Genomic DNA, 13,153 nt, shown 5'->3' with positions numbered 1-13,153 from the left:
CCGCCACCGTGGCCCCCGGCGCCGCCGGCTACTTCAGCGTCTTCTGCAGCAGCACGGTACCGAGCCAGCGGTCGAACTTGAAGCCGACCCGGCCCATGCGGCCGATCTCGGTGAACCCGAACTTCTCGTGCAGCCGGATCGAGGCGTCGGCACCCTGGTCGGCGATCACCGCGAGCATCTCCTTGAGCCCGGCCGCCTTCGACGCGTCGATGAGCGCCCCGAGCAGCGCCCGCCCGAGCCCCTTGCCCGATGCCGCGGGGCCGAGGTAGATCGAGTCCTCGACGGTGTAGCGGTATGCGCGCTTGGGCCGCCACGGCGCGACGAGCGCGTAGCCGAGCAGCTGGCCGGAGGGCGCCTCGGCGACGAGGAACGGCAGGCCGAGCTTCTGCAGCTGCGCGAACTTCTGCTTCCACTCGCGCAGCGTCATCGCATCCTCGTCGAAGGTCACCGTGGAGTTGGCGACGTAGTAGTTGTAGATCTCGCGCACCGCGGGCAGGTCGGCCGGGCGGGCCGGGCGGATCTCGTACGAGAAGGGCGCCTCCGCCGGCTCCGACTTGCGCAGGTGTCGCGGCAGCTCGCGCCGCGTCTGGTATTCCTCCTCGAGCATCCCGCCATGCTACGCGCGCGAGATGACGAGCGGATGTCGCGGGCCGGACTCAGTCCGGGATCGTCCAGTCGACGGGCTCGCCGCCCTGCGCGACGAGCAGCGCGTTCGCCCGGCTGAACGGCTTCGAGCCGAAGAACCCGCGGCTCGCGGAGAGCGGGCTGGGATGCACGGACTCGATGCGCGGCACGTCGCCGAGCAGCGGCCGCAGCGACTGCGCGTCGCGGCCCCACAGGATGGCCACGAGCGGGCCGCCGCGGGCGACGAGCGTGCGCATGGCGTGGTCGGTGACGCGTTCCCAGCCGTTGCCGCGATGCGAACCCGGCTCGCCCGGCCGCACGGTCAGCACGCGGTTCAGCAGCATGACGCCGCCGCGGTTCCATGCGCCGAGATCGCCGTGCGCGGGCGTTCGCACGCCGAGGTCGTCGGCGAGCTCGCGGTAGATGTTCGCGAGGCTCCGCGGCAGCGGGCGCACGTGCCGCTCGACCGCGAACGAGAGGCCGATCGGGTGGCCCGGGGTCGGGTACGGATCCTGTCCGACGATGAGCACGCGGACGTCGCCGACGGGCTGCTGGAACGCGCGCAGCACGCGGTCGCCCGCGGGAAGGTACGGCCGGCCGTCGGCGACCTCCGCGCGCAGGAACTCGCCCATGCGCGCGAGGTCGGGCGCGACCGGCGCGAGCGACTCCGCCCACGACGCGTCGATGAGGCCCGCATCGGCGAGCTCGGGGAGCGTGCGGCCCATCAGCCCGCGATGCTCCGGACCGAGACGCCGTCCTCGGCGGCGGTGACGCTCCACACGTTGCCCGCCCCCGCGACGCGCAGCCCCGACGTGCCGATCGCGAAGAGCGTGTCCTCGTCGATCGCGATGCCGCCGTCGACGAGCCGGGCCTCGGTCGCGGCGATCAGCCGCGTCAGCGTGCCCCACTGCGCGGCGTGGCAGTCGACCGTGAGGTCGACCAGGCCGATGCCGGCCTCGACGAACACCTCGTCGAGCTCCTCCGCGGCGTCCTCGGGCGCGACGGGCACGCCGCCGATGCGCCATCCGCCGAGCAGTGCCGTGTCGGAGGCGATCGCCGCTCCCGCCGAGAATCCGAGGTAGGGCAGGCCGGATGCCACGAGCCGACGCAGCTCCCCCGCGACGGGCTCCACGGCACGCCGGTACGCCGGCGTGAGCCCGCCGCCCACGAGCACGCCGTGCGCCCCGGCGAGCGCGGCGGCCTCGAACGCGCCCGTCTCGGGCACGACGCTGACGGCCGCGTCGACGTCGGCGACCGAGCCGAGCACGGCGCGCCACCGGTCGGCGAGCTCGGCGCCCTCGGCGTCGCCGGCGACGAGCAGCACCACGACGCGCGGCCGGTCGGCGCCGTCGCGCCCGGCCGCCTCGGCGGCCTCGACGAGGAAGGGCGCGTAGACGGATGCCGCGTGCTCGGCGCTCCATCCGCCGCCGACGAGGTGCACGCTCATCGGGTCGGCTCCTCGACCTCGACGGGCGGCAGCGCCGACCAGGGGAACACGATCCAGTCGGCGGTCTCGCGGAACGCGAAGTCGGGCACGAGCACCGTGCGGGGCTTGACGTAGAGCGTGGCGCTGCGCACCTCGGCGCCGGCCTCGCCGAGCAGGCCCACGACCTTGGCGAGGGTGCGGCCGGAGTCCGACACGTCGTCGACGAGCAGCACGCGCTTGCCGTCGAGGGCCGGCGCGTCGAGCATGGGCGGGTGCAGCACCGGCTCGGGCAGCCGCTCGTCGACGCCGGTGTAGAACTCGACGTTGATCGAGCCGCACGACTTGGTGCCGAGCGCATACGCGACCGCGCCCGCGAGGAGCAGCCCGCCGCGCGCGATCGCGATCACGACGTCGGGACGGAAGCCCGAGCGCAGCACGTCGGCGGCGAGGCTGCGGGCCGCGTCGGAGAAGTCGTCCCAGGTGAGGATCTCGCGGCGGATCCCGCCCGCGCCGTCAGCAGCGTCGTTCGCGTCGAAGGTCATGCACCAAGGCTAGGGCGTCTCCCCGGACCGGGGCGCTGCGGGCCCGGCCGGAGCGTTGTCGGGCGGCGTCGGGACGTCCTCCCGGAGACCCGCGGCGGGTTCGCCGGTGACGTCGTCCATGAGTCCCGTCCGCTCGGCGAGCGGGCCGGCCTCGGCACCGGCGCCCCTGCGCAGCGAAGCGAGGCGCTCGTTCAGAACCGAGACGAGCGCGGCCGACGCCGTGCCGAGGATCGCGACGCCTCCCGCCATGAGGAGCACCGCGTAGAGCCGGCCGAGCGTCGTGACCGGGTACGTGTCGCCGTACCCGACCGTCGCGAGCGTCACGCACGCCCACCAGAGCGCGTCGCCGAATGTCACGATGGTCGCGTTCGGGGCATCCCGCTCGGCGGCATAGGTCACGAGCGCGATGAAGAAGACGTACACGAGCGCGTACGTCAGGGCCTCCGAGACGAACCGCGCGCGCACCGCCCGCGTCGTCCTGCGCTCCAGCGCCGGGAGGTGCCGCACGAGGGCGACCACCCGCAGTGCGCGGAACAGCGGGAGCACCGCGGAGAGCACCTCGACGGGGTGACGCCAGGCCCACGTCCACCGATGCCCACGCGGCGTGAGAACGACCTGGATCACGACGTCCAGGACGAAGCCGATCCATGCGGCGATCAGCACGACGGAGAACATCGCCTCCAGCCAGGCGGGCTCGTCCTCCCAGAGCACGTAGACCGTGTAGGCCACCACGAACAGCACGCCGAGCACGGCGAGCGGCCGCGAGGTGGCGTGCACCCAGCGCTCGCGTCGCCCTTCCTGGCCGAGGACTCGGCGACTCACGGCGCACTCGCAGGCCGGACCACGAGCGCGCCCCTGGCCAGCCGGTATGGCGCCGCCTGCGCCACCGGCTTGACGACGATCAGGTCGAGGTCGACGTGCTTCGGCTTCGACATCGCGTCGACGATGACGCCGGCGATGTCCTCGGCGACGAGCGGCTCGGGCACGTCGTCGTACACCGCGTCGGCCCGCGCCCGGTCGCCGCCGAACCGCACGAGCGAGAACTCGTCGGTGCGCACCATCCCCGGCGCGACCTCGACCACGCGGATCGGCTCGCCGTTCAGCTCGAGCCGCAGCACCTCGGTCATGGCGTGCGCGGCGAACTTCGCCGCGTTGTACCCGCCGCCGCCCACGTACGCGACGTGCCCGGCGATCGAGGTCACGTTCACGAGGTCCGCGACGCCGCGCTCGGCCGCGCCGAGTCGCAGCAGCGGCAGCAGGGCGCTCGTGACGCGCTTGACGCCGAGCACGTTCACCTCGAACATCCACGCCCAGTCGTCGAGGTCGGAGTCCTCGACCGAGGCGAGGCCCTTCGCGCCGCCCGCGTTGTTCACCAGCGCGTGCACCGGGCCCGTCGCCTCGAGGTGGTCGCGGAGCGCCGCGACCTCCGCATCGCTCGTGACGTCCGCGACGAACGACGACGCGCCGGTCTCGTCCGCGAGCGCCGCGAGGCGGTCCCCGCGCCGGGCCACGGCCACCACGTCCCATCCGGCGGCCCGCAGCCCCCGCACCGTCGCAGCCCCGATACCCGAACTCGCCCCCGTGACCACCGCGCGCATGCCGTCCATGCGGCCATTCTGCACTGCGCGGCGTTTCGCGACGTGACCTCGGTCCCGGCGGTGCGGGACAATGGGCGGATGCAGCCGACGCCCGTGTCACGCACACCCCGGCCGCCGCACCGCAAGCGCCGGGTCCCGCTGTGGGACAACGCGCGGTGGATCGCGATCACCCTGGTGGTCATCGGACACGGGATCCTGCCGCTCATCGGCGAGGACGACGCGGCCTACAGCGTCTACCTCTTCATCTACTCGTTCCACGTGGCCGTGTTCGTCACGGTCTCCGGCTACTTCGCGAAGTCGGGTCCGCCGAACGCCCGCGCCATGCGGCAGGTCCTCACCGACATCGTCTTTCCGTACCTCATCTTCGAGACGATCTGGACGATCGTCCGATTCGCGCTCGGCGGCGGATTCGTGCTCGACTACACGTCCGCGTCGTGGACGCTGTGGTTCCTCATCGCGCTGGCGATCTGGCGGATCGTGCTGCCCTACCTCGTGCTGCTGCGCTTCCCGCTGCTGATCGCGATCGCGATCTCGATCGGCGCGGGCTACACCGCCGAGATCGACTCGACGCTCGCGCTCTCGCGCACGCTCGGCATGCTGCCCTTCTTCGTGTTCGGATGGAAGCTGCGGCAGTGGCGCATCACCGACCGCTGGCTCGACCTCACCACGGCGGCGACCTGGCGGTGGCGCGCGGGCGCGATCGCGCTGTTCGCGGTGCTGCTCGTCGTGCTGCCGGTCGCGATCGAGACGTGGCGCGACCTGCGGCTGCGGCGCTTCATGCTCTACGACGAGTCGTACCAGGCGATCGGCTACGACGAACCGTGGTCGGGTGCCATCCGGTTGTTCCTGCTGCTGCTCGCGATGCTGCTGTCGGTGGCGTTCCTCACGCTCATGCCGCGTCGTACCACGTGGTTCACCGCCTTCGGCAGCGCGACCATGTACATCTACCTGCTGCACTCGTTCGTGCTCTTCCCGCTGCGCGAGACGCCGATCCTCGAGGGCCGGCAGCCCTGGTGGGTGCTGCCCGCGATGATCGCCTTCTGCGTGCTGGTCTCGGTGGTGCTCTCGCTGAAGCCCGTCCGCCGCGTGTTCCGGCCGCTCGTCGAGCCCCGCGCCAGGTGGCTCTTCCGGCCCGAGCCGATGACCGCGACCGGCACCATCGTGCTCCCGCCCGACGCGCTGCCGCCCGCGCCGCCGCCCGCGGCACCGCGCGAACCGGGCGCGTGACGCCGTGTTGCGCCATCCGTTGATCACCTGATCGACCGGCCGTAGCGTGGGCGACGGATGCGGCGGGGCCGCACCCCGACCCCGAAGGAGTCCCACATGGCTGAGAACGCCGCCGCCGACTGGCGCTTCGAGACGAAGCAGGTGCACTCGGGCGCCGCGCCCGACCCGGTGACCAAGGCTCGCGCCACGCCGATCTACCAGACCACCTCGTACGTGTTCGACTCGGCCGAGCACGCGCAGAACCTCTTCGCTCTCGCCGAGTTCGGCAACATCTACACGCGCATCATGAACCCCACGCAGGCCGTGGTCGAGGAGCGCCTCGCCGCACTCGAGGGCGGCAGCGGTGCCCTCCTCGTCGCGTCGGGCCAGGCGGCCGAGACGTTCGCGGTGCTGAACATCGCGCAGGCCGGCGACCACATCGTCTCGTCGAGCTCGATCTACGGCGGCACGTACAACCTCTTCAAGTACACGCTGGCCAAGCTCGGCATCGAGACCACCTTCGTCGAGAACCAGGACGACGCCGACGAGTGGCGCCGTGCCGTTCGCCCGAACACGAAGCTGTTCTTCGCCGAGACCATCGGCAACCCGAAGATCAACATCCTCGACATCGGGCTCGTGTCCGGCATCGCGCACGAGGCCGGCATCCCGCTCATCGTCGACAACACCATCGCGACGCCGTACCTCATCCGCCCGTTCGAGCACGGCGCCGACATCGTGATCCACTCGGCCACCAAGTTCCTCGGCGGCCACGGCACCGTGATCGGCGGCGTGATCGTCGACGGCGGCCGCTTCGAGTGGTCGAAGAACGTCGAGAAGTTCCCCGGGCTGACCGAGCCCGACCCGTCGTACCACGGCGCGAGCTACACGGCCGCCGTGGGCGACGCGCTCGCGTTCATCATCAAGGCGCGCGTGCAGCTGCTGCGCGACCTCGGCGCCTCGATCGCCCCGGCGAGCGCGTGGCAGCTCATCCAGGGCATCGAGACGCTCTCGCTGCGCATCGAGCGCCACGTGCAGAACGCGCAGGAGATCGCCGAGTGGCTCGACTCGCACCCCGACGTGGCGCACGTGAACTACTCGGGCCTGCCCTCGAGCCCGTGGTACGCGGCGGCCAACACGTACGCCCCCAAGGGCGTCGGCGCGGTGCTCTCGTTCGAGCTCAAGGGCGGCGTCGACGCCGGCCGCGCGCTCGTCGACAACCTGTCGCTGTTCAGCCACCTCGCCAACATCGGCGACGTGCGCTCGCTCGTCATCCACCCAGCGTCGACGACGCACTCGCAGCTGACCCCCGAGCAGCAGCTCACGACCGGCGTCACGCCCGGTCTCGTGCGCCTCTCGGTCGGCATCGAGAACGTCGAGGACCTCAAGGCCGACCTCGAGGCCGGCCTCGCCGCCGCGCGCCGGGCCACCGAGGCCGCGCGAGTCTGACGACCGCCTGATCGACGACCGGATGCCGCGTCCCGCCCGGGGGCGCGGCATCCGCCGTCTCCGCGCCCGCATGCGCGACTCCCGGCGGGGCGACCGGCGTAACAGTCGCCCCGCAGGTCGCCGGGTCCGGGAGAATCGAGACATGGACTGGCAGACGATCTCGGAGACGGTGCCCGCGAGCATCGTGCCCGAGGCGCGCGCCGCGCGGCAGCTCGCCGGCCGCGCACCGGCGACCGGTGCGTGGCGCGAGGGCGATCCCGTCGGCGAGCGCCGCTTCGCGCGCATCGGCGATCTCGCGCTCGAGTCCGGCCAGGTCCTGCCCGACGTGCGCATCGCGTACGAGACCTGGGGCGAGCTCGCCCCAGCGCGCGACAACGCGATCCTCGTGCTGCACGCGCTCACCGGCGACAGCCACGTGGTCGGCGCCGCCGGGCCCGCGCACCCGAGCCCCGGCTGGTGGCCGGGCGTCGTCGGCCCGGGTCGCGCGATCGACACCGACCGCTGGTTCGTCGTCGCGCCGAACGTGCTCGGCGGCTGCCAGGGTTCGACCGGGCCGTCCTCGCTCGCCGCCGACGGCGTCGAGTGGGGGGCGCGATTCCCGTTCCTCACGATCCGCGACCAGGTGGGTGCGCAGATCGCGTTCGCGCGCGAGATCGGGATCGAGCGCTTCGCGGCCGTGGTCGGCGGGTCGATGGGCGCGATGCACGTGCTCGAGTGGGCGATCACGGCCCCTGAGGCCGTCGAGCGCATCGCGGTGCTCGCGGCGCCCGCCGCGACGACGGCCGACCAGATCGCGCTGAACTCGGTGCAGCTCGAGGCGGTGCGCAGCGACCCGGCGTTCCGCGGCGGCGCGTACTACGACGCGCCCGACGGCGACGGCCCGACGCGCGGCCTCTCGCTGGCCCGTCGCATGGCGATGCTGAACTACCGCACCCCGGCCGAGCTCAACCACCGCTTCGAACGCGGGTGGCAGTCGAGCCTCGACCCGCTCGGGGGCGGCGGCCGGTTCGCGGTGGAGTCCTACCTCGACTTCCACGGCAACAAGTTCACCCGGCGGTTCGACGCGAACAGCTACCTCGTGCTCACCGAGGCGATGAACTCCCACGACATCGGCCGCGGCCGCGGCGGCGTGGATGCCGCGCTCGGCCGGATCGAGGCGAGGAGCCTCGTGCTCGGCATCGACAGCGACCGGTACTTCGCGCTCGACGGGCAGCGCGAGATCGCCCGTCGACTGCGACGCAGCGTGCACGGTGCCGAGCCCGTCGTCCTGCACTCCGAGTACGGCCACGACGCCTTCCTCATCGAGGACGAGGCCGTCGGCGGGGCGCTGGCGGGCCTGCTCGCGGCGTAGCGTTCCGGGCCGAATGGTCCGCTTCATGGCCGATGACCCGCATACGGGGGTCGCTCTGCGTTATCTTCGAGGGTGACGGCGCTGATCCGCCGTGTCGGCGGGCCGTCGCAGAGGGGGTGGCATGCGTCGCATCGACAAGGAGCGGGACCGGCTGCTGCGCCGTCTCGCCCGCGCGGGAACCCTCACGGGCGCGATCCTCGCGCTCGCCTGCATCGTCGTTCCCGGGGCGCTCGATCCCGGCCGGTTCGCCCTCGCGGTGGCCCTCGACCTGATCGTCATCGTGCTCGCCGTCTACGCGACCTCCCGCTCGTCGCTGCTGCCCACGATCGGCACCGTCCTCATCGCGATCGCGTTCATGCTCGTGACCGGGGTCGACCCGGCGATCGACCCGGCCGCGAGCACCGCCATCGCGTGCACCGCGGCGCTCACGACCGCCGCCGTCGCGATCCCGACCCTGGTGCGCTCCAACGGCGCGGGCATCATGGCGGCCTCAGCCGCCGCCGTGCTCGCCACGATCGGGGTGGCGGCGGCCTCCGGGGCGAACATGTGGCTCGTGCTCGTCGCCGCGATCGCCGGATGGATCGCCTGCGCCGCGACCGGACTCTGGCTCGCCCGCGCCATCGAGCGCGCCGCGGAGCGCATCGACGAGGTCGGGCGGGCCCACGAGGCCGAGCGCCTCGCGAGCGAGTCCGAGGCCCAGCAGCGCCAGGACGCCCGCGTCCTCCACGACACCGTGCTCGCCACGCTCAGCCTGCTCGCCCACTCCGGCGTCGGCGTCGGCGCGAGCGCGCTCCGCCAGCAGGCCGGCGACGACGCGCGGCTGCTCCGGCAGCTGCGGCTCGGCGCGCCCCTCGACAACGGTTCCAGCGCGATCTTCTCGCCCGAGTCCTCCGGCGGCGAGGGGCTCGGCACCACGTTCGAGTCCGTCCGCAAGCGGTTCGCGCGCATGGGGCTCGACGTGCACTGGCACGGCGCAGGCCAGCTGATCCTTCCCCGGGACTCGCTCGACGCGCTGCTCGGCGCGCTCGGCGAGTGCCTCGAGAATGTGCGGCGGCACTCCGGCGTGGGCGAGGCCGACGTCACGATCACCGACGACGAGCGGACGGTGCGCGCCATGGTCACCGATCAGGGCGCCGGCTTCGAGCCCGCGGCCGTCGACCCGGCGCGGCTCGGGTTCGCCGAGTCCGTCGTCGGACGCCTGCATGCGGTGGGCGGGCGGGCCCGGGTGTTCAGCTCTCCCGGCTCGGGCACCACGGTGATGCTGGAGGTGCCGAAGCCGTGAACCTCCTCCGACGTTCGAGCGCCGACGACGAGGCACCGCGCGACACCACCCACGAGAGCCAGTTCCGCCGGCCCACGCGCTCCGCGCGCGCCGCGGAGGACATCCGCAGCGCCCACGGCGGCCGGCGACTCGCCGCGGGCGTCACGGTCGCCGCGGCCGCCATCCTGCTGGCGCACCTCGTGCACGCGCTCGCCTTCATCGGGACCTACCCGCCCGGCACCTCGCCCGTCGCGGCGTGGATCGTGCTCGGCGTGGTGACGATCGGCGCGTTGGTCGCCACCCGCGTGCTCAGCCGGGTGACGGACTGGGCGCTCGTGGCGCTGCTCGCCGGCATCGCCGCGACGGTCTGGCTCGACCTGGCCGCGACCATGGACCAGTTGCACCTGGGCATCACGCCGACCGCCGCCCCGGCCGCCGCCGCGCTGCTGATGCCCGTGGCCGCCCTCCGCGAGACCCGCTCGCCCGTCGCCGCCTCGTCGGCCGTCGCAGGCATCCTCGCGGTCACCGCGCTCGTGCAGGCGCCCGAGGCGAGCACCATGACCGTCGTCGGCCTCGCCGTCGCCGCGAGCGCGGTGGTCCCGGTCGTCCTCGTGACCATCGCGGTCCGCGGCTTCCGTCGGCTCGTCGGGCGCGAGCTCGACCTCTCGCTCGTGCAGTCGACCGTCTCGACCCCGCGGTCCGCGGTGGGCATGCGGGCGTCCGAGGAGCTCGCCGAACTCGACTACGACGCCGAGTCCCTCCTCGACGACGTCGGCTCCGGGCGCATCGCGATCCCGCTGCCGCCCGATGCCGCCGAGCGCGCCGGCCAGCTCGCGGCGCGCCTTCGGATCCGCCTCATCGAGGGCCGCACCGACACGTGGCTGCGGCACGCGGTGACCGAGTCCGCCTACCTCAGTCGCCGCGTGACGGTCGACGACCCCGCCGGGCTCGCCGGCCTCCTCTCGCCGATGCAGCGCGACGGCCTGCTGCTCGCGTTGTGGCTCATCGCGGGCCAGCGACGACGGAAGGCGTCGGAGCCGCCGCTCGAGGTGCGGGTCATCTGCCGCGACGGCGACTTCGACGACGACGACGCGCGTCCGATCGGCGAAGCCGCCCGGGTCGCCATCCGATTCGAGGTCTCCGGCGTCACCGCACGGAAAGTCGACGCCGCCACGTGGGAAGCACTCGATAATGTCGGAGGCAACGTCGTCGCCCCGGAGCCCGACGGCTTCCAGGTCGACGTCGACTGCAGGATCGAGCCCACGGTCCGCGGGGGCGTCCCGGCGCCGCCCAGCACCGTCCACCCGAGGGGAGCATGACGTGCCCGAACCCGAACCCCCGCGCATCAGACTCGCGATCGTCGACGACCACCGCATGCTGCTCGGCGCGCTGTCCGAGTGGCTGCGCGGCGCGGCATCCGACATCGACCTCGTCGCCGCGGTGCCGTCCTGGTCCGAGCTGCTCGCGCACCCCGCGTTCCCGGTCGACGTCGTGCTGCTCGACCTCGACCTGCGCGACAACATCCCGATCTCGATCAAGCTGTCGACCCTGAAGTCGGCGGGCGTGCGCACCATGCTGATGAGCACCTACTCCGAGCCCGCGGTCGTGCGCGAGGCCCTGGGCGCCGGGGCCCTCGGCTACCTCGTCAAGTCCGAGCCGGTCGAGACGATCGTCGAGGCGATCCGGGCTGCCCAGCGCGGCGAGTCCTACCTCAGCCGAGAGCTCGAGGAGGCGCTCGACGACGACGGGGCCGCGCCGCGCCTGAGCGCCCAGGAGCGCCGGGTGATGGCGCTGTACGGCGCCGGGCAGCCGGTGAAGGCCGTCGCGTTCCAACTCGGCATCTCCGAGGAGACCGCCAAGAGCTACCTCAAGCGCATCCGCGAGAAGTACCGCCTCGCCGGGTACGACGTGGGCACGAAGGTCGCCCTCCGAAAGCGCGCGATCGCCGACGGGATCCTGCTGCAGTCGGAGTGACCGGCGGCGCACGCACGGCGGCGCGGGCGCTCGGCCGCCTCAGTCGCCGATCGCCCCCATGGCCCCCGTGACCGAGGGCAGCGGGATGCCGCGGCGACGTCGCGCGCGGTCGAGGGCGAACGTCGCGACGGCGAGCGCGCTCCCGGCGATCGTGAACAGCAGGCCGACCCACACGGGCGCGACGTAACCGAGCCCGGCGGCGATCACCATGCCACCGACGATCGCGCCGAGGCTGTTGCCCACGTTCAGGGCCGAGTGGTTGAGCGCCGCGGCGATCGACTGGCTGTCGCGGGCGACGTCCATGAGCCGGGCCTGGATGGTCGGCGAGAGCGCCGCCGACGACGCCCCGACCAGGAACACGCCGACTCCGAGGCCGAGCGGGTACTGCGCGGTGAGCGCGAGCAGCACCAGCGCCGCCGCGAGCGTCGCGAAGAACAGGTACATCGAGCGGCGCACGCTCCAGTCGGCGAGGCGCCCGCCGACGAGGTTGCCGATCGTCATGCCCAGGCCGAATACGACGAGCACGACCGGCACCAGCGCCGACGGCAGGCCCGTGACCTCGGTGGCCAGCGGGGCGACGTAGCTGTAGACCGCGAACAGACCGCCGAATCCGATCGCGCCGATCGCCAACGCGAACCACGCCTGCGCGCGCGTGAACACGCGCAGTTCGCGTGCGAACGTCGCGGCGGGGTCGCCGGGCTGCCAGGGCACGGCCGCGAGCACGGCGAGGAAGGTCGCGACGAAGATCGCGGCCACGGCGAGGTAGGCCACGCGCCATCCGGCCTGCTGGCCCAGCCAGGTGATCGCGGGCACGCCGACGACGTTCGCGATCGTCAGGCCCGACAGGACGAGGGCGACGCCCCGGGCCCGCTTGCCGGGGCCCAGGAGGCTCGCGGCGACGAGCGAGGCGATGCCGAAGTACGCCCCGTGCGGCAGCGCGGCCACGAACCGGGCCGCGACGACGAGCTCGAAGGTCGGCAGCAGGGCCGACGCGATCGTGCCGAGGCTGAAGGCGGCGAGCAGCGCGAGCAGGAGTCGCTTGCGGGGCCAGCGGGCCGCCGCGGCGGCGATCGTCGGGGCGCCGACGACCACGCCCAGCGCGTACGCGGAGATCACCCAGCCGGCGGCGGCGTTCGCGGCGTCGGTCGAGCTGGCGGCGAGGCCGGGCAGCAGGTCGGCGGCCATCTCGGGCAGCAGGCCCATCGCCACGAACTCGGTCGCGCCGATGCCGAAGCCGCCCATCGCGAGGGCGAGGAGCGCGAAACGGATGCGGGCCGGCGACAACGTCGTCGGCCCGTCGGAAGCGTGGGTCACCCTTCGATGATGCCACGGATCGAATCGATTCGACAAACCCGCCGGTTCGGATGCCGACGCATCGCGCGGCCGGCGTGCGCGCCGACGCGGGCCGTCAGCCGTCGTTCTCGAGCGCCGCCTCGAGCCGATCGACCTTCGCCTCGATCTCCCCGGTGAATCCCGGGCGGATGTCGGCCTTCAGGACGAGCGAGACGCGCGACCCGTAGTCGCCCACCGCCTCGCACGCGTCACGGATCACCCGGAACACCTCGTCCCACTCGCCCTCGATCTCGGTGAACATCGAGGTCGTGCGGTTCGGCAGGCCGGACTCGCGGACGATCCGCACCGCCTCCGCCACCGCGTCGTGCACCGATCCGTCGGTGCGGCCCGTGCCGCTCGGTGCGACCGAGAACGCGACCAGCATGGCTCTCC

14 protein-coding genes are annotated in these 13,153 nt (G+C 73.1%); 6 read left to right on the top strand and 8 right to left on the bottom strand.

All coding sequences use genetic code 11. The annotated features are described in order from the left end of the window. Positions 1–28: 28 nt before the first annotated feature. From AC3RKB_RS12475 to AC3RKB_RS12450, 6 genes are read right to left on the bottom strand one after another with little or no spacing between them, the layout of a single operon-like run. Positions 29–607 (bottom strand): GNAT family N-acetyltransferase, encoded by a 579-nt coding sequence (locus tag AC3RKB_RS12475; RefSeq protein WP_491436463.1) that lies wholly within the window; start codon positions 605–607, stop codon positions 29–31. A gap of 49 nt (positions 608–656) precedes the next feature. Further along, positions 657–1,349, bottom strand: a complete 693-nt coding sequence (locus tag AC3RKB_RS12470) for a uracil-DNA glycosylase (RefSeq protein WP_491436462.1) — start codon at positions 1,347–1,349, stop codon at positions 657–659. Continuing rightward, on the bottom strand, positions 1,349–2,071 hold the full coding sequence (locus AC3RKB_RS12465) for a type 1 glutamine amidotransferase family protein (RefSeq protein ID WP_491436461.1): 723 nt from the start codon (positions 2,069–2,071) through the stop codon (positions 1,349–1,351). The genes AC3RKB_RS12470 and AC3RKB_RS12465 overlap by 1 nt, the downstream gene beginning before the upstream one ends. Then, positions 2,068–2,592: a phosphoribosyltransferase gene (locus AC3RKB_RS12460; protein WP_491436460.1), complete on the bottom strand. Its 525-nt coding sequence runs from the start codon at positions 2,590–2,592 to the stop codon at positions 2,068–2,070. Before AC3RKB_RS12460 ends, AC3RKB_RS12465 begins: the two co-directional genes overlap by 4 nt. Before the next feature lie 9 nt (positions 2,593–2,601). Then, positions 2,602–3,414, bottom strand: coding sequence for a potassium channel family protein (locus AC3RKB_RS12455; protein WP_491436459.1), 813 nt, complete (start codon positions 3,412–3,414; stop codon positions 2,602–2,604). Further along, on the bottom strand, positions 3,411–4,199 hold the full coding sequence (locus AC3RKB_RS12450) for an SDR family NAD(P)-dependent oxidoreductase (protein ID WP_491436458.1): 789 nt from the start codon (positions 4,197–4,199) through the stop codon (positions 3,411–3,413). The genes AC3RKB_RS12455 and AC3RKB_RS12450 overlap by 4 nt, the downstream gene beginning before the upstream one ends. A gap of 69 nt (positions 4,200–4,268) precedes the next feature. Between AC3RKB_RS12450 and AC3RKB_RS12445 the strand changes: the two genes are divergently transcribed. From AC3RKB_RS12445 to AC3RKB_RS12420, 6 genes are all read left to right on the top strand, one after another. Continuing rightward, positions 4,269–5,417: an acyltransferase family protein gene (locus tag AC3RKB_RS12445; protein WP_491436457.1), complete on the top strand. Its 1,149-nt coding sequence runs from the start codon at positions 4,269–4,271 to the stop codon at positions 5,415–5,417. A gap of 96 nt (positions 5,418–5,513) precedes the next feature. Further along, positions 5,514–6,842: a bifunctional o-acetylhomoserine/o-acetylserine sulfhydrylase gene (locus AC3RKB_RS12440; protein ID WP_491436456.1), complete on the top strand. Its 1,329-nt coding sequence runs from the start codon at positions 5,514–5,516 to the stop codon at positions 6,840–6,842. A gap of 142 nt (positions 6,843–6,984) precedes the next feature. Continuing rightward, positions 6,985–8,193: a homoserine O-acetyltransferase MetX gene (gene metX / locus AC3RKB_RS12435; RefSeq protein ID WP_491436455.1), complete on the top strand. Its 1,209-nt coding sequence runs from the start codon at positions 6,985–6,987 to the stop codon at positions 8,191–8,193. 121 nt (positions 8,194–8,314) lie between these two features. Further along, positions 8,315–9,475, top strand: a complete 1,161-nt coding sequence (locus AC3RKB_RS12430; protein ID WP_491436454.1) for a sensor histidine kinase — start codon at positions 8,315–8,317, stop codon at positions 9,473–9,475. After that, entirely contained in the window at positions 9,472–10,773 is a 1,302-nt protein-coding gene (locus tag AC3RKB_RS12425; RefSeq protein ID WP_491436453.1) for a hypothetical protein, read from the top strand. Before AC3RKB_RS12430 ends, AC3RKB_RS12425 begins: the two co-directional genes overlap by 4 nt. A gap of 1 nt (position 10,774) precedes the next feature. Next, positions 10,775–11,428, top strand: a complete 654-nt coding sequence (locus AC3RKB_RS12420) for a response regulator (protein WP_465543141.1) — start codon at positions 10,775–10,777, stop codon at positions 11,426–11,428. Positions 11,429–11,467: 39 nt separating this feature from the next. Here the strand turns inward: AC3RKB_RS12420 and AC3RKB_RS12415 are convergent, their stop codons facing one another. Next, the gene (locus AC3RKB_RS12415; RefSeq protein ID WP_491436452.1) at positions 11,468–12,742 is read right to left on the bottom strand and encodes an MFS transporter; all 1,275 of its coding nucleotides are present in this window, start codon (positions 12,740–12,742) and stop codon (positions 11,468–11,470) included. A 94-nt stretch (positions 12,743–12,836) separates the two neighbouring features. Next, positions 12,837–13,145: a thiamine-binding protein gene (locus AC3RKB_RS12410; RefSeq protein ID WP_491436451.1), complete on the bottom strand. Its 309-nt coding sequence runs from the start codon at positions 13,143–13,145 to the stop codon at positions 12,837–12,839. Positions 13,146–13,153 lie beyond the last annotated feature (8 nt).

Source organism: Agromyces capsici (assembly GCF_058349965.1).
This window is presented reverse-complemented; position numbering and strand designations above follow the sequence as displayed.

Excerpts from the sequence above, each read along its gene's own strand:
- AC3RKB_RS12475 (WP_491436463.1), bottom strand. The coding sequence starts at position 607 with ATGCTCGAGGAGGAATACCAGACGCGGCGCGAGCTGCCGCGACACCTG.
- AC3RKB_RS12470 (WP_491436462.1), bottom strand. The coding sequence starts at position 1,349 with ATGGGCCGCACGCTCCCCGAGCTCGCCGATGCGGGCCTCATCGACGCG.
- AC3RKB_RS12465 (WP_491436461.1), bottom strand. The coding sequence starts at position 2,071 with ATGAGCGTGCACCTCGTCGGCGGCGGATGGAGCGCCGAGCACGCGGCA.
- AC3RKB_RS12460 (WP_491436460.1), bottom strand. The coding sequence starts at position 2,592 with ATGACCTTCGACGCGAACGACGCTGCTGACGGCGCGGGCGGGATCCGC.
- AC3RKB_RS12450 (WP_491436458.1), bottom strand. The coding sequence starts at position 4,199 with ATGGACGGCATGCGCGCGGTGGTCACGGGGGCGAGTTCGGGTATCGGG.
- AC3RKB_RS12445 (WP_491436457.1), top strand. The coding sequence starts at position 4,269 with ATGCAGCCGACGCCCGTGTCACGCACACCCCGGCCGCCGCACCGCAAG.
- AC3RKB_RS12440 (WP_491436456.1), top strand. The coding sequence starts at position 5,514 with ATGGCTGAGAACGCCGCCGCCGACTGGCGCTTCGAGACGAAGCAGGTG.
- metX (WP_491436455.1), top strand. The coding sequence starts at position 6,985 with ATGGACTGGCAGACGATCTCGGAGACGGTGCCCGCGAGCATCGTGCCC.
- AC3RKB_RS12430 (WP_491436454.1), top strand. The coding sequence starts at position 8,315 with ATGCGTCGCATCGACAAGGAGCGGGACCGGCTGCTGCGCCGTCTCGCC.
- AC3RKB_RS12410 (WP_491436451.1), bottom strand. The coding sequence starts at position 13,145 with ATGCTGGTCGCGTTCTCGGTCGCACCGAGCGGCACGGGCCGCACCGAC.